The sequence below is a fragment of the Rheinheimera sp. MMS21-TC3 genome (assembly GCF_032229285.1).
Lineage (GTDB): Bacteria > Pseudomonadota > Gammaproteobacteria > Enterobacterales > Alteromonadaceae > Alishewanella.
On record NZ_CP135084.1, the window covers coordinates 1,183,683 to 1,199,538 of the forward strand.

General features: G+C 41.3%; 13 protein-coding genes. 7 read left to right on the forward strand and 6 right to left on the reverse strand.

What is annotated here, in order from left to right; all coding sequences use genetic code 11:
* Positions 1–4: 4 nt before the first annotated feature.
* The 4 genes from RDV63_RS05990 (at position 5) to RDV63_RS06005 (ending at position 4,192) form a co-directional block, all read left to right on the forward strand.
* The gene (locus RDV63_RS05990) at positions 5–931 is read left to right on the forward strand and encodes an ABC transporter ATP-binding protein (RefSeq protein WP_313908600.1); all 927 of its coding nucleotides are present in this window, start codon (positions 5–7) and stop codon (positions 929–931) included.
* Positions 928–1,701, forward strand: a complete 774-nt coding sequence (locus RDV63_RS05995; protein ID WP_313908601.1) for an ABC transporter permease — start codon at positions 928–930, stop codon at positions 1,699–1,701. Before RDV63_RS05990 ends, RDV63_RS05995 begins: the two co-directional genes overlap by 4 nt.
* A 131-nt stretch (positions 1,702–1,832) precedes the next feature.
* Complete coding sequence (panP, locus tag RDV63_RS06000; RefSeq protein WP_313908602.1) at positions 1,833–3,470, forward strand: pyridoxal-dependent aspartate 1-decarboxylase PanP; 1,638 nt, start codon at positions 1,833–1,835, stop codon at positions 3,468–3,470.
* Between the two features lie 83 nt (positions 3,471–3,553).
* A complete protein-coding gene (locus RDV63_RS06005; protein WP_313908603.1) occupies positions 3,554–4,192 on the forward strand; it encodes a DUF2959 domain-containing protein in 639 nt (212 codons plus the stop codon).
* Positions 4,193–4,318: 126 nt separating this feature from the next.
* Here the strand turns inward: RDV63_RS06005 and panC are convergent, their stop codons facing one another.
* The 6 genes from panC to dksA form a co-directional block, all read right to left on the reverse strand.
* Positions 4,319–5,161 (reverse strand): pantoate--beta-alanine ligase, encoded by an 843-nt coding sequence (gene panC, locus RDV63_RS06010; RefSeq protein WP_313910387.1) that lies wholly within the window; start codon positions 5,159–5,161, stop codon positions 4,319–4,321.
* On the reverse strand, positions 5,161–5,958 hold the full coding sequence (gene panB / locus RDV63_RS06015) for a 3-methyl-2-oxobutanoate hydroxymethyltransferase (RefSeq protein WP_313908604.1): 798 nt from the start codon (positions 5,956–5,958) through the stop codon (positions 5,161–5,163). Before panB ends, panC begins: the two co-directional genes overlap by 1 nt.
* 75 nt (positions 5,959–6,033) lie before the next feature.
* Positions 6,034–6,528 (reverse strand): 2-amino-4-hydroxy-6-hydroxymethyldihydropteridine diphosphokinase, encoded by a 495-nt coding sequence (folK, locus tag RDV63_RS06020; protein WP_313908605.1) that lies wholly within the window; start codon positions 6,526–6,528, stop codon positions 6,034–6,036.
* 2 nt (positions 6,529–6,530) lie between these two features.
* A complete protein-coding gene (gene pcnB, locus RDV63_RS06025) occupies positions 6,531–7,997 on the reverse strand; it encodes a polynucleotide adenylyltransferase PcnB (protein WP_313908606.1) in 1,467 nt (488 codons plus the stop codon).
* A 104-nt stretch (positions 7,998–8,101) separates the two neighbouring features.
* On the reverse strand, positions 8,102–8,989 hold the full coding sequence (gene gluQRS / locus RDV63_RS06030) for a tRNA glutamyl-Q(34) synthetase GluQRS (RefSeq protein ID WP_313908607.1): 888 nt from the start codon (positions 8,987–8,989) through the stop codon (positions 8,102–8,104).
* A 2-nt stretch (positions 8,990–8,991) separates the two neighbouring features.
* A complete protein-coding gene (dksA, locus tag RDV63_RS06035; RefSeq protein WP_313908608.1) occupies positions 8,992–9,441 on the reverse strand; it encodes an RNA polymerase-binding protein DksA in 450 nt (149 codons plus the stop codon).
* A 276-nt stretch (positions 9,442–9,717) separates the two neighbouring features.
* Here dksA and pepB point away from each other — a divergent pair, with 276 nt between their 5' ends.
* From pepB to mrcB, 3 genes are read left to right on the forward strand one after another with little or no spacing between them, the layout of a single operon-like run.
* The gene (gene pepB / locus RDV63_RS06040; protein WP_313908609.1) at positions 9,718–11,010 is read left to right on the forward strand and encodes an aminopeptidase PepB; all 1,293 of its coding nucleotides are present in this window, start codon (positions 9,718–9,720) and stop codon (positions 11,008–11,010) included.
* A 55-nt stretch (positions 11,011–11,065) separates the two neighbouring features.
* Entirely contained in the window at positions 11,066–13,534 is a 2,469-nt protein-coding gene (gene hrpB, locus RDV63_RS06045; protein ID WP_313908610.1) for an ATP-dependent helicase HrpB, read from the forward strand.
* Positions 13,531–15,789 (forward strand): penicillin-binding protein 1B, encoded by a 2,259-nt coding sequence (gene mrcB / locus RDV63_RS06050; protein ID WP_313908611.1) that lies wholly within the window; start codon positions 13,531–13,533, stop codon positions 15,787–15,789. The genes hrpB and mrcB overlap by 4 nt, the downstream gene beginning before the upstream one ends.
* Positions 15,790–15,856: the final 67 nt, after the last annotated feature.

Sequence of the window (15,856 nt, forward strand, 5' to 3'; positions counted from 1 at the left end):
AGCGTTGAGCTTAGCGTTAGATATTCAGCAACTTCATAAAGTATATAAAAGCGGTACTGTTGCACTTAAAGGTATTAATTTACAAGTTCAACAAGGCGAGTTTTTTGCTTTGCTTGGACCTAATGGTGCGGGTAAAAGTACCTGTATTGGTATTATTAGCTCCTTAGTAAATAAAACCCAAGGTAGCGTAAAAGTTTTTGGTCATGATCTTGATAACGAGCTAGAGCAAGCCAAGCAGCATCTTGGCTTAGTGCCGCAAGAGTTTAATTTCAATCAGTTTGAAACTGTTTTGCAAGTAGTGGTTAATCAAGCCGGTTATTATGGCGTACCGCGTAAAGTTGCTTTACAGCGCGCTGAAAAATATCTAGGTCAATTAGGTTTATGGGATAAACGCTTTGCCCGATCACGTGAGCTTTCTGGTGGCATGAAACGACGCTTAATGATAGCCCGAGCACTGATGCATGAGCCTAAGTTGTTAATTCTAGATGAGCCTACAGCCGGTGTTGATATTGAGCTACGTCGTTCTATGTGGGATTTTTTGCGGCAAATTAATAAGCAAGGTGTCACTATTATTTTAACCACCCACTATTTAGAAGAAGCCGAAAGTTTATGTCGTAATATTGCCATAATAGATCATGGGAAAATTATAGAAAATACCTCGATGAAAAGCTTGCTAGCTAAGCTAACACGAGAAACCTTTATTTTAGACTTAGCAATAAATCCCGCGCAAATTCAGCTGGATAATGTTAGCTGGCGAGCACTTGATGATCACAGTATTGAAGTAGATATAGAAAAGCAGCAAGGCTTAAATGCCATTTTTAACCAGCTATCTCAACAACAAGTAACAGTATTATCGATGCGTAATAAAGCTAACCGATTAGAAGAATTATTTGTTAGCTTAGTTGAAACCGGTCGTGGGAGTGAGGAATGATCAAGTCTAGTTATTGGGTGGCATTAAAAAGTATTTTAACCAAAGAAACTAATCGTTTTTTACGGATTTGGGTGCAAACTTTAGTGCCACCAGCTATTACCATGGCGTTATACTTTGTTATTTTTGGTAATTTAATTGGTTCGCGGATTGGTGAAATGGGCGGCTTTAGTTATATGGCCTTTATTGTACCTGGCCTTATTATGATGTCGGTGATTACCAGTTCATATTCTAATGTCGCCTCATCTTTTTTTAGCGCTAAATTTCAACGCAATGTAGAAGAGCTATTAGTCGCACCTGTACCTAATTATATTATTGTCTTGGGGTATATAGGTGGTGGCATGGCTAGGGGCATGTTAGTGGGCTTAATTGTTACTTTATTGTCGTTATTCTTTGTTACGATCCAAGTGCATAATATTGCAGTAATTATTGTTACGGTAATGTTAACTTCCATGTTGTTTGCTTTAGGGGGCTTAATTAATGCTGTTTATGCCAAAAGCTTTGATGATATAAGTATCATACCTACGTTTGTGTTAACGCCTTTAACTTATTTGGGCGGCGTATTTTACTCTTTAACCTTGCTACCTGAATTTTGGCAAAAAGTGGCGATATTAAATCCAGTTGTTTATATGGTAAATGCGTTTCGCTATGGCTTTTTAGGTATATCTGATGTCAGCCTGACTGTAGCATTAAGTGTTGTCTGTAGCTTTATTGTGGTGATGTTTAGTTTCGCTTTATATTTAATTAATCGCGGTATAGGCCTGCGTAGTTAAATTAATACAGCATAGCAGCAAATTTTTTAGCTGATTTTTTGCAGACTTTTATTTGTAGTTGCAGTAAAGTGAGCGACTTTTATAATCAGCTGGGCAGTTATTACTCCAGTGTGTAGCGTGGTACTACAAGCATGACAAAACCAATACAGCGGCAGGCAACAGCATCTGAAGAATCGCTTTTGCGTATTTTTACCGTACCTGAAGCGGCTGATTCTACTTTAAGTATTATTGAGCAAAATCTGTCGCAAAACTTAGCTGGTTTTTTGCGTAATAGTATTGTCGCATTAGAAAAGCCGTTATGGCAGATTGAGCGTGACTTTCAAGATCATCAAATTCCAGCTATGCCAGAATTTGTATCGGATTACACTGAACAGTTGATGCGAAAACTAGTAGCACACTCTGTACATACTGCTTCGCCTAGTTTTATTGGTCATATGACCTCGGCGTTACCTTATTTTGTGCTGCCATTATCAAAAATGATGGTAGGACTAAATCAAAATTTAGTTAAAATTGAAACATCTAAAGCCTTTACGCCTATGGAGCGGCAAGTCTTAGGTATGGTGCATCATTTAGTGTATGGCGATGCCGATAGCTTTTATAAAAAGTGGATGCACAGTGCCAACCATTCGTTAGGGGCATTTTGCTCGGGCGGCACTATTGCCAATATTACTGCTTTGTGGATAGCGCGTAACCGCTTACTTAAAGCCGATGGCGATTTTCGCGGCATAGCAAGAGAAGGTTTATTTCGTGCTATGCAGCATTATAACTATCAAGGCTTAGCAATTTTAGTCTCTGAGCGAGGCCATTACTCATTAGGTAAAGCTGCGGATATTTTGGGAATTGGCCGTGATGGGCTAATTGCAATTAAAACCGATGCTAACAATAAAGTTGATGTGGCTGAACTTGCTGCAACCATGGCAGATTTAACGGCGCGTAATATACGGGTAATGGCTGTAGTGGGCGTGGCGGGGACTACTGAAACAGGTAACATAGATCCCTTGCATCAATTAGCAGATTTAGCCCAGCAGTATCAATGCCATTTTCATGTTGATGCAGCTTGGGGCGGTGCCACTTTGCTTTCTGAAAAATATAAGCACTTATTAGCTGGTATTGAGCGGGCTGACTCAGTAACAATAGATGCCCATAAGCAAATGTATGTGCCTATGGGGGCGGGTATGGTGGTATTTAAGCACCCTGCAGATGCCCATGCTATAGCGCATCATGCTGAGTATATTCTGCGTAAAGGTTCTAAAGATCTAGGCAGCCAAACTCTTGAAGGTTCAAGGCCTGGAATGGCAATGCTGGTTCATGCTTGCTTGCAAATTATTGGCCGAGACGGTTATGAAATCCTGATTAACAGTAGCATTGAAAAAGCGCGATATTTTGCAACTTTAATTAGCCACAATATTGATTTTGAGCTAATTACCGAGCCAGAACTTTGTTTGCTAACTTATCGCTATGTGCCGGCTCAGGTACAAAAAGCTATGACCTTAGCTAGCCCAGAGCAACAGCAACGTTTTAATGAGTTATTAAATGGCTTAACTAAGTTTATTCAAAAACGCCAGCGTGAAGAAGGTAAGTCTTTTGTATCACGTACTCGGTTAATGCCGGCTAAATACCAGCGCCAAGAAACAATAGTGTTTAGAGTTGTTTTAGCCAATCCGTTAACAACTAAACAAATTTTGCATGATATTTTAGTCGAGCAAGATCAAATTGCTCAGCAGGATAAAGATTTTTATCCTAAGTTATTACAACTGGCTAAAAAGTAGCTAGTTTAATTACTCAGTTTGTTCTGTGACAATTTAACCGCTATTATTTGCCAAGAGTGTCTCTAATAACAAAGGAAGCTTTTATGCGTTATTTGTTGATTATACTGCCTTTACTCTTCAGCATAACTGCCTGCCAAAGTGCTTATTATTCTGCTATGGAAAAGGTAGGAGTGCATAAGCGTGACATTTTGTCAGATCGCGTTGAAGATGCACAGCAGTCGCAGAAAGAGGCTCAAGAACAATTTAAATCAGCGCTGGAGCAGTTTAGTCAGCTAATCCAGTTTGATGGTGGCGACTTACAGCGAGCATATGCAGCCACAGAGAGTGAGTACCAAGCTAGTAGTAAAGCAGCAGAAGATGTCAGTAAACGGATTAACAGTATCGAAGCGGTAGCGGATGCATTGTTTGATGAGTGGCAAGATGAGCTAGAGCAGTATACTAGTGCTAAATTGAAACAAGATAGTGCTAAAAAGCTAGATAGTACTAAGCGTCAATATACTAGCTTACTTAAAACTATGCGCCGCGCAGAAAAAAGTATGCAGCCAGTGCTGGCTTCATTAAAAGACAATACGTTATATTTAAAACATAATTTAAATGCCAAAGCGATAGGTGCTTTGCAAGGCGAGTTTAGTTCTGTTCAGCGTGACATAAATCGTTTAATTACCGAGATGAATACTGCCATAGAGCAATCAGAGCAGTTTGTCGCAACACTTAAACAGTAGCTAGTTGTATAAAAACACTTTTATCAGCTGCTCTATATTTGTAGTCTTTAAATAAAAAAGCTTTAACCAATGGTTAAAGCTTTTGAGTATTAATCTTTTTCAGAATAATATTGCTAGCTTTAGCGTTTAAATCTCAATATTGTCAATTAGCCTTGTCTTACCAAGCAAGACAGCAGCTAAGATAACTTTGTCTTGCTCAGGGCTGCAAGCTAGGGATAAATCTTGTCGATTGGCAATATTAATATAATCGGCGGTAAAGCCCATGGCATTAAGCTGCAACCTAGTTTGCTGCTCTAAGGAGCGGTAATCGTGATTTCCAGCAATAATAGTATTTCGCAGTTGCTGCAGCACTTGATATAACTTAGGGGCAATAGCGCGTTGCTCTTTGGTTAAATAGCCATTACGTGAGCTAAGCGCTAAACCATCATCAGCACGCTCTGTTGCCACACCGATAATTTTAATAGGCAAAGATAAGTCATTAACCATTTGGCGAATAATGGCAACTTGTTGGTAATCTTTCATGCCAAAACAAGCTATATCAGGTTGTACTAAATTAAACAGTTTACAGACTATAGTAGAGACACCACGAAAATGGCCGGCTCGACTAGCACCACAGTGTAAGTCACCAAGTAGGGGGACTTCAACATAGCTTTGCACATCTAAGCCTCGCGGGTACATCATATCAGGTGTGGGTGTAAATACCGCATCAGCGCCATGTGCAGTTAAGCCGTTACAATCAGCTTTTAAAGTGCGTGGATATTTATCTAGATCTTCATTTTTACCAAACTGCATTGGGTTAACAAAGATACTAACAATAACTCGATCGGCTTTTTGCTTGGCTACGTCGACTAAACGAAAATGGCCATTATGCAGGTTGCCCATAGTGGGGACAAAAGCAATGCGTTCATCATTACGGCGCCACTGGGCAATTTGTTCACGCAGTTCTGTGTTGGTAGTTAATAATTTCATCATGAGTTAAAACTGTGCTCGGCAGAAGGGAAAATACCTGTTTTTACTTCACTTACAAAGGTGCTTATGGCATTGCGGATTTCGCCGGTTTGTTGTAGGTAGTTTTTAGAGAATTTTGGAATGTAGCCGCTGCTTATGCCTAAAATATCGTGCATAACCAAGACTTGACCATCTGTCACATTACCGGCACCTATACCAATAACGGGAATAGTTAAGGCGTCGGTAATACGTTTAGCCAAAGTTGTGGGGATGCATTCTACCACTAGCAACTGAATCCCCGCAGCTTGTAAGGCAAGAGCTTGAGCAACAATAGCATCAGCTTGCTCGTTACTTTTACCTTGTACTTTAAAACCACCAAAAACATGAACAGATTGTGGTGTTAAACCAAGGTGACCACACACAGGGACACCGCGCTCGGTTAAGGCTTTAATGGTAGGAATTAAAAAGTCGCCGCCTTCAACTTTAACCATATTAGCGCCCGCTTGCATCAGAGGTACAACACTTTGTAAGGTTTGTTCCAGCGTGCCGTAACTCATAAAAGGCATATCAGCTATAACAAAGGCAGCAGGTGCTCCAGCACGTACAGCGCGGGTATGGTAAGCAATATCATCAATGGTAACGGGTAAAGTATCGTTATGACCTTGTAAAACCATACCTAAAGAGTCACCGACTAATAAAATTTCTACGCCTTGTTCGGCAAATAATTTAGCAAAGCTGGCATCATAGGCTGTAAGCATAGTAATTTTTTCAGCTTGCTGCTTCATTTTCTGCAATACAGCAGTATTGATTTTGGCCATTATAATCTCGTCTTACTTGTTACGCAGGTTGCGCAAGATCGCACAAACCTAAGGTAGCTGCAACTATTGCATAAGCTAGCTGCAACTATTGCAAAGTATACACAAGCCATTTTTAGGGACTTGCGTCAGTAAATCTTGTAATACAGTGCCGTTGGGCAATATTAGTTCAGGGGCTATTTCAGCTAACGGATATAAAACAAATTCACGTTGGCTTAAGCCGTAATGCGGTATGGTTAAGCGTTCGGAATTAAGAATGTCTTGACCATAGAGTAAAATATCTAAGTCTAGAGTTCTTGGCCCCCAGCGATCTGCTTTACGTTGTCTGCCCTGTTGCTGTTCAATCTGTTGTAAGCGGTTCAATAAGTCAAGTGGAGTTAAAGTAGTGTCCACAGCCACCACAGCATTAACATAATCAGGTTGATCTTGTGGTCCCATTGGCTTAGAGCCATAAAAGGATGAAGCAGCTACCAGTTTAGTGTTAGGTAAAGCCTTAATCGCAACTAAGGCTTGCTGCAGCTGAGTAATAGGTTGGGCTAAATTAGCACCTAAGCCAATAAAACAACGCACCATAATTATTTCTCTGCAGTTGGCTTACGTTTGTAGTTTTTACGCCGCGCTGGCTTTTTATTACTGCCTGTTTTACCAAGTTGTTGTAATAAAATATTCTTTTCGCCTTCATTAGCAAATTGAAACCGTTCCCACCATAACGAAAGTTCGGTCAACTCGCCGGCTTCGGCTTGGGCTCGTAGTTGTAAAAAGTCAAAGCCGGCCCGAAACTTGGGATGCTCTAGTAATTTATAGGCACGGCGACCAGCACGCTTAGTTAAGCGATGCTGTAATAGCCAAATATCACGCATAGTTAAACTAAAACGCTTAGGGATGGCAATAGTACGTTGTACCTCAGCTAAAATATCGGTCATAGCAATATTTAGCGCATCCAGTTCATTTAAGCCGCTGTCTATCATTAAGGTTTGGCTGCGAATTTCAATGGGGTACCACAGCAAGGCTGCAAAAATAAAAGCGGGTGTCACAGGCTTGTTTTCTGCAATACGAGCATCAGTGCTTTGTAAGGCTTTAGTGGCCAATAAGAAAGCTTTGCCTTCAGGCTCTTGATTAAGAGCCTTATCTAATAGGGGTAATAGCTGCCTTAATACCCGCATTTCGCGCATTAGCATAAAGTTGTCAAAGGCTTTGCCTGCCAAAAACATTTTAACCAGTTCATCAAATAAACGAGGTGCGGGCACTTCTTTTAACATTACCGCTAACTGTGAAATCGGAGCAGCAGTATCTGGAGCTATATGCATATTTAACTTAGTGGCAAAGCGGATAGCTCGTAAAATTCGCACGGGGTCTTCCCGGTAGCGGGTCTCAGGATCACCAATTAGCTCTATTTTCCGTTGTTTAATGGCTTCTACGCCATTGGCAAAATCATAAACAGCAAAATCATTAACAGAGTAATACAGAGAATTAATTGTAAAGTCACGGCGCTCAGCATCTTCTTCAATGCTACCGTAAACGTTATCGCGTAAAATTTGTCCTTTGTCGCTTAAGCTAGCTGTTTTATGTTTAGGCGCGACTTCTTCTTCATCGTCAGCACCGCTGTGATGACCACGAAAAGTGGCGACTTCGATTATTTCACGGCCAAACATAATATGAGCCAACCTAAAACGCCGACCTATTAATCGGCAGTTACGAAACACTTGCTTTATTTGCTCGGGATGAGCATTGGTAGCGATATCAAAATCTTTAGGTTGTTGGCCAAGGAGCAAGTCTCTGATACAGCCACCGACTAAATAAGCGTCATAGCCGGCATCTTTTAAACGGTACAGTACTTTTAAAGCATTTGGACTTATTTGCTTGCGTGAAATTGAATGCTGATCACGGCTAAAGCGCTTTACATTAGCTAAAGCGCTGGCGCCAGCAACTTGTCGCCCTGTTTTTGCTTTTATTGCTTGCTCAGAAGATGCCTGCTCTTTAGGCTGAGCAATCTGTTTAGTGGTTTGTTTGCCGGCAAGTGTACGGCGACAAAAATTTAACACACGCGAAATAATGATAGTTCTCCTGAAAAGTAAGCTAGCAAGGATAATGTTAACTTGCTAATAATACCGCAGCTAGCAGTAAAAAAGAATGAAACTGAAGGCGATCAGAGAAATTCAGTATGTAATATCTCATATTGTCGGCTCACTTTGGCTATTTGCCAGTTTTTAATAGCCCAACTTAACAACTCCGTGGCGGGTGCTGCCTTAAGTTCAAGTGGGATAGGGTGGCCAAGAAACTGCAATACTTTAGCTAAGGTATGGGCAACTGGCCAGTTTCTAATATCGGTAGCATGGTTTTGTTTGCTTAATTTCATATTAGGTGCTGAAACGGCTAAAGGGATATGACCATATTGCGGTGCAGCAGCTTGTAACAATTGAAATAAAGCTTGTTGTCTTGGTGTCATCTCCAACAAATCTGCGCCTCGGATAACTTCAGTGACGCCTTGATCCCAATCATCAACCACCACAGCTAGTTGATAAGAAAATAACCCATCCCTGCGTTTAATAATATAATCTTCCGCCGCAATTTCTGCGCTGATAGTTTGCTCACCAAAGACTAAATCGGTAAAGTTCTCTTTAGCATTGGCGCGTAAACGCCAAGCTAAGCGGCCTGTTGTTAAACCCAGACTTGCGCACTGCCCTTGATAAGTACCGCCTTGCTCAGCAATTTGTTTACGACTGCATTGGCAGCCATAGATTAAGTTTTGCTGCTTTAATTGATTGAAAATGTCTTGGTAACGCTCTAAACGTTGGCTTTGATAAATAACTGGGCCATGCCAATACAAACCAAATAGCTCAAGTGTGCGCATAATGCTATCAGCTGCACCTGGGACTGTGCGAGGACTATCGATATCCTCGATACGTAACAGCCAATTACCTTGCTGACTTTTTGCTTGTAAGTAGCTACTTATGGCCGCAATTAAAGAGCCAAAATGAAGAGGGCCGGAAGGCGAAGGTGCAAACCGGCCAGTATAGACAGGAACAATGGGCATTGTTATCCGCCTAGCTGTTTTTCCTTGATTTCAGCTAAGGTTTTACAATCGATACACATATCCGCCGTTGGGCGGGCTTCTAATCGTTTAATGCCAATTTCAATTCCGCAGGTATCGCAGAAACCAAAATCATCATCTTCGATTTGTTGTAATGTCTTTTCAATTTTCTTTAGAAGCTTACGCTCACGATCTCGTGCTCGTAATTCTAAACTAAACTCCTCTTCCTGAGCTGCACGGTCCACTGGGTCTGGAAAGTTTGCGGCTTCATCGGCCATATGGTTTTTCGTGCGATCTACTTCTTCACGTAATTGTTGACGCCAAGCATCAAGAATACGTCGAAAATGCTCTAACTGTTTAGGGTTCATATATTCTTCCCCAACAGCTTCTTGGTAAGGCGCTACGCCTGCTAGGGCTAATAAGCCCAGGGTTTTAGTAGTCTTGCCCTCTGGCATGATCATCTCCTGTATAATGCCAAGCAAAAAATATGGCGGCTATTGATAGCAGAAAATCGCTATTATCGCAATCAGATCTTAAAAGCGCCGCAGTATACATTCGATCTTATAGTTCGTCATCCTTTATTCCTAACGTTTGGTTAATAAATGGTTGTTTAGTCGTTATTTAGTTGCGTTTACTAAGCTTTTATTCGCTATATTCAGTAGTTATTTTATTGCTATGCTACACTAAGCCCCATTTTTATTGCCAACATCAGACAAGAGGATACAGCACATATGACAGATATAATTGAAATCAGTCTGCAATTAGATGCAGTTGAAGCCAAATGGGGCAAAGCATTATTTAGTCCTGTTGCTAAGGGTTTTCAAATCCATTTGACTAATACCGAACAACAAAGAACGGTACAGAAGGTTGCTAGAAGCCTAGAGAATATGGGGTTACGTCAAGTGCAGCTGGTTGGTTCAGACTGGACTTTAGAGTTACAGTGGGTGTTTTATCAAGGATTTTGTACTGCTAAAAAACTCGGTGGGGTTAGCTTTACTGGCGATGATACGACCAAGCAACATTTAGAACATCTAGCCAAATGTTTTAGTTGGGCTAAACAAATCGTTAATGATACACCAGAAAACTTAGCGCCTGTTATCTTAGCTCAGCAAGCTGTTAATTTTATTGAATCTATAGCTAAAAAAGGTACAGTGACGAGCCAAATATTACAAGGTGAGCAGTTATTGGCTAATGGGTGGCAAGGCTTGCATGCGGTAGGTCGTGGTAGTTCTCGTCCTCCAGCAATGTTAATTTTGGACTTTAATCCAACAGGTGACAGTAACGCTGAAACAGCGGCAGCTTTGGTGGGTAAGGGTATCACTTTTGATAGTGGAGGCTATTCCATTAAAGCCAGCGAAGGCATGGCAACCATGAAGTGTGACATGGGTGGTGCTGCTACAGTTACAGCAGCATTAGCCTTAGCTATTTTGCAAGGTTTAAACAAACGGGTTCGATTGGTATTGTGCTGTGCTGAAAACTTAATTAGCGGTAATGCTTACAAATTAGGCGATATTATTACCTATAAAAATGGCACTACTGTTGAAATATTAAATACCGATGCCGAAGGGCGTTTAGTGCTGGCAGATGGCTTAATGTGCGCAACCGAAAGTGGCGCTAAGCTAATTATTGATGCCGCTACCTTAACAGGTGCTGCCATAATGGCCTTGGGCAGTGAATATAATGCTTTATTTTCATTGGATCAGCCGTTAGCGCAAAAAGCTTTAGCGCTTGCTGAGCAAGAGCATGAGTTAACCTGGCAATTACCGCTGCAAAAATGGCATCAGCAGCAATGTCCTTCACCTTATGCCGATACTGCTAATAGCCGTGCTGTTAAAGGTGGTGGCGCCGGTGGTGCTATTAACGCAGCTGCCTTTTTAAGCCGCTTTGTTAATGAAGATGGTAAAGGTTGGTTGCATTTTGATTTAGCAGCAGCATTTAACAGTAGTAGCAATAGTTACTGGTCTGCTGGTGCGACAGGCATGGGGATCCGTACTATTAGCGCAACCTTACAGTCAGAAGCCTGATTTTAAGCGTAAAACAAGGTAAACTGCACAGCTAAAATAATCTTAAGGTTTAGCTGTGCTGCCCGTTGCTGACATTTTTTTAACATTGTGCGAAAAATTACAACAACACAATAGAGTGTTGTTGTCTGCCCCTCCAGGTGCCGGTAAGTCTACCTATTTACCTCTACAGTTATTGCAGCATCCCGATTACATTACCAAAAAAATAGTGATGCTTGAGCCACGACGCTTAGCGGTAAAAACTATTGCTAATTATATTGCTGGCCAATTAGGTGAGCCAGTTGGTAAAACTGTTGGTTATAAGATCCGGCATGAAAGTAAAACCAGTGTTGATACCCGATTATTAATTGTAACTGAGGGTATCTTAACTAACATGTTGCAACAAGATCCAACATTAGAAACTGTTGACCTATTAATATTTGATGAATTTCATGAACGTTCATTGCATGCTGATTTAGGCTTAGCTTTTTGTTTAGAAGTGCAGCAATTAAGAGCGGAACTTAAACTTTTACTAATGTCAGCTACTATCGACACAGATAAGCTTAGCCAGCAACTTGCAGCAGCAGTAGTGCAAAGCGCAGGGCGCAGCTACCCTGTTGATATTAAATACGTTGCAGCACACAGCTCAGCTATTGCTATGCAAGCAGCTGCATTAGCTATTACTGCTTTACAGCAGCATCAGGGCAGTATTTTAGTGTTTTTACCAGGCCAAGCTGAAATTAATCAAGCTGCACAATATTTATCCCAGCACTTAAATCAGCAAGATGCGAAACAAGCGTATGCTGCCAATGTTCAGGTGCATGCTTTGTTAGGCACTCTGTCTTTAGCTCAACAACAAGCTGCTATTGCCCCAGCGCCAAGTGGCCAGAGAAAAATTGTCTTAGCCACCAACCTAGCCCAAACTAGTCTAACCATTGAAGGCATTACTGTGGTGATAGATAGTGGCTTGTATCGCCGAGCCCGCTTTGACCCGCGCCAAGGCATAACCGTTTTAGAAACTGTGGCTATTAGTCAAGCTGCCGCTATTCAGCGTAGCGGTAGGGCTGGGCGATTAAGTGCTGGTGTTTGTTATCGTATAGATACCGCTGAAAAGTGGCAACGACGAGCGCAGTTTGATCTGGCAGAAATAGAACTGGCTGACTTAACCCCCTTACGCCTAGACGTTGCTCGCTGGGGGGCACAAGTAGCCGACTTACACTGGTTAACCGCACCACCTAAGGCTACGATAAAAGTAGCCGAGCAACTATTGCAGCAATTAGGCTTATTAGATAAGGCAGGGCGCCTAACAAGTTTAGGCCAAGCGGCAGAGTCGCTGGCAACAGAGCCAAGATTGGCAGTTATGCTATTGCATGCTCAGCAGTTAGAACGAGCAGGCCAAGCGGGAGTGGCGTGGCTAGCTTGTCTGTTAGCAGCCTTATTAGAAGACACTAGGGTTCTTAAGGGCGATTTATATCAGCAACTGGCTTGTGTTCAAACTAGCTTACCCCAGCAATGGCAACAAGCTGGGCTGTTAAGCCGCCAATTAGGCTGTAAAATAGTCACGCAATTACCGTTAGAGTTAGTGCCCATATTACTGTTACGAGCCTTCCCTGATAGGTTGGCAAAACGAAGGGGGCAAGGCTATCAGTTAGCAAGCGGTATAGGGGCTGTACTTAAAGATAATGATGCTTTACAGCAGCAACCTTGGCTTGTGGTGTTACATTTGCAACTCTTTAGTCAGCGTAATATTATTTATCATGCAGTGGCGATAGAGTTAGAGCAACTGTTACAAGATTGGCGCAATCAGTTAAGCTGGCAGATAATAACCGGCTGGGACGATGTAAAAGGCCATTTTTATGCTGAGCAACAGCTTAATTTTGGTCATTGCCGTTTAGCGTCTAAACCACAACAACTGGTTTTTAGTGCGGCCGAAAAACAACAAGCTTGGCTTAATTATATTACTAAAAACGGTTTAAGTTGTTTAACTTGGTCAGAAACTGCAAAGCAGTTAATAGCCAGACAAAAGTTACTTATTGCATTTTACCCTAAAGATAACTGGCCAGAAGTAACAGAGTCGGCACTGCTTGCCGATTTAGCTAGCTGGTTAGGTAATGCGTTAAGTACTATTAATAAACGTCAGCAGTTAGCAGAAATTCCATTATGCCAATATTTAATGCAACGCTTAACTTATAGTCAACAGCAACAACTGGCTAGTTTGACACCGAGCCATTGGCAAACGCCAACAGGTTCTAAAGTTTTAATTGATTATTTAGCCGAAGGCGGGCCACGAATTTCAATACGGGTGCAAGAAATGTATGGTCAGCTAAGTTCGCCAACTATAATGCAGCAAAGCTTACCTATAACAGTAGAATTATTATCACCAGCAAGACAACCTTTACAATTAACCCAAGATTTATCGAGTTTTTGGCAGAACAGTTGGCAAGAGGTGCGCAAAGAAATGCGCGGCCGTTATCCCAAACACTTTTGGCCTGAACAGCCAGCCCAAGCTATGCCAACCACCAAAACCAAAAAGGCTATGTTGCGATGAGTAGTAAAAGCAATAAAACTAAAGCAAAAGTTAAAAATAAAACTAAATTTAGCTTTAATATCAAGCGATTAATTTTAACTTTACTTAAATTGTTAGCTGTATTAGTGTTGATTTTAGTATTTTATTGTATTTATTTGGACAGTAAAATAAGTAAAAAATTTGCAGGGCAAAAATGGCAGGTTCCTGCACAAATCTATGCCCGCAGTATGGAGTTATTGCCTGGCAAAGCACTGACACAGCAACAGTTACAACAGCAGTTAGATGCTTTGCAATACCAACGTAACCCAGAGCTTAGCTCGCCTGGCCAATATAGTGTTTCGCGTAATCATATTACTATCTACCGTCGACCTTTTACCTTTACGGATGGCTACGAGGCTGCTCAATTATTTAGTGTTGAGTTTAATCGAGGTGGTATTAATCGTATTATGCAACGCTTGCAAAAGCAGCCAATAAATTTTGCTCGCCTAGAGCCACAACTTATTGAGCATTTGGTTTCTCCGCATCAAGAAGATCGTGAGTTGGTTCGCTTGGAGCAGGTTCCTGAGATTTTTAAAGATACTTTATTGCTGGTGGAAGATCGTGATTTTTATCATCATCACGGCGTGTCACCTTTTGCCGTATTACGGGCGCTTTGGGTCAATGTGACCGCAGGACGAACTGTTCAAGGTGGCTCAACCTTAACACAACAACTTGCTAAAAATATGTACTTAAGCAATGAGCGAACCTTATGGCGAAAAGCAAATGAAGCCCTTATCGCCTTAATTTTAGATTATCGCTTTAATAAAGATCAGATTTTAGAAGCCTATCTTAATGAAGTTTTTGTTGGCCAAAATTATGCTACTGCTATTCATGGTGTTGGTTTAGGCAGCCGATTTTATTTTGCTAAACCTTTAGCTGAGTTAAATCATAGTGAGGCAGCGCTATTAATTGGTATCTTAAAAGGCCCTTCATATTTTGATCCTAGGCGCCATCCCGAGCGTGCTTTACAGCGTAGAGATTTAGTATTACGTTTAATGTTTGAACAGCATTTTTTAAATAGACAACAATATGAAGAAGCCGTACAGCAACCGCTGGCAGTGATAGCTCGAGCACAATTATCTAATGCCAGTTATGCTAGCTATATTGATGCGGTAAAAAAAGAGTTACGAGAATTAAATATAGAACAGCAATTACGGCAAAGTGGCATTAAAGTATTTACTAATCTAGATACCTTGGCTCAAGAGTCTGCTGAAGTAGCGGTCAGAGCCGAATTACAAAACTATGATCTTGCATTACAAGCAGCTGTTGTGGTGACTGAATATCAACAGGCTGATATTACTGCTATTGTCGGCAGCCGTACCCAAGTGGAAAGCGGCTTTAATCGAGCTCTAGATGCCAAGCGTCAGATAGGCAGCATAATTAAACCCGTCATCTATTTAGAAGCCTTAGCCCAACGAGGGCGTTATAGTTTAGCCACTAAACTAGATGACACAGCTATTAGATTACGCAGCAATAATCAAGATTGGCAACCGCAAAACTTTGATAAAAAATTTCGTGGTCCTGTAACTTTACTCGAAGCTTTAGCTAATTCATTAAATGTGCCAACAGTAAGGTTAGGATTACAATTAGGTTTGCCAATTATCAGTGAAAGCTTAAATAAACTTGGTTTAAGGCGAGATCTTACCTTGCATCCTGCGGCATTATTGGGGGCTATAGAGTTAAGCCCAATGGAAGTGAGTCAGTTGTATCAGACCCTGGCTAATGATGGTATGCATCGTAAATTAAGTACTTTACTTGCAGTGACAGACAATGAAGGCCATATATTATATCAGCGTCAAGATAGGCTAACACGGCGTTATGGCGAAGAAGAAATATATTTGTTGCAGTATGGGTTAATTCAGGCAGCTAAAACCGGCACAGCCCAAGCCTTAGCTAGAGCTTTTCCGCATGTAACTTTGGCGGGTAAAACTGGTACTTCAAGCGATTATCGTGATAGTTGGTTTGTTGGTTTTGATCAAACTAAGTTAGTAACAGTTTGGTTAGGTAAGGATGATAATAAAGCCATTGGCCTTACCGGAAGTAGTGGTGCTTTGCCTGTTTTTAGTCGATTCTTTCGCCAACAAGGTGTTAATTCCATTTTAAGAGCAGTACCTGAGCATATAAGTATGCAAAGTTTTTCAGTATTAACGGGCTATCCAGTCGGCGAAAATTGCGCTAATGCTGTACTTTTACCCGCATTTACTGAAGAGGGTGTAGTGACAGTTTGTGAACATTAAGCTGTTGCTTAGCGCTTAAATAGAAAAAAGGCCTAGAGTATAATTGCTAGGCCTTAAAATAGATTTA

Bases quoted from the DNA above. Each gene is read 5' to 3' on its own strand.
- RDV63_RS05995 (WP_313908601.1), top strand. From the start codon at position 928: ATGATCAAGTCTAGTTATTGGGTGGCATTAAAAAGTATTTTAACCAAA.
- panP (WP_313908602.1), top strand. From the start codon at position 1,833: ATGACAAAACCAATACAGCGGCAGGCAACAGCATCTGAAGAATCGCTT.
- RDV63_RS06005 (WP_313908603.1), top strand. From the start codon at position 3,554: ATGCGTTATTTGTTGATTATACTGCCTTTACTCTTCAGCATAACTGCC.
- panC (WP_313910387.1), bottom strand. From the start codon at position 5,161: ATGAAATTATTAACTACCAACACAGAACTGCGTGAACAAATTGCCCAG.
- panB (WP_313908604.1), bottom strand. From the start codon at position 5,958: ATGGCCAAAATCAATACTGCTGTATTGCAGAAAATGAAGCAGCAAGCT.
- folK (WP_313908605.1), bottom strand. From the start codon at position 6,528: ATGGTGCGTTGTTTTATTGGCTTAGGTGCTAATTTAGCCCAACCTATT.
- gluQRS (WP_313908607.1), bottom strand. From the start codon at position 8,989: ATGCCCATTGTTCCTGTCTATACTGGCCGGTTTGCACCTTCGCCTTCC.
- dksA (WP_313908608.1), bottom strand. From the start codon at position 9,441: ATGCCAGAGGGCAAGACTACTAAAACCCTGGGCTTATTAGCCCTAGCA.
- pepB (WP_313908609.1), top strand. From the start codon at position 9,718: ATGACAGATATAATTGAAATCAGTCTGCAATTAGATGCAGTTGAAGCC.
- mrcB (WP_313908611.1), top strand. From the start codon at position 13,531: ATGAGTAGTAAAAGCAATAAAACTAAAGCAAAAGTTAAAAATAAAACT.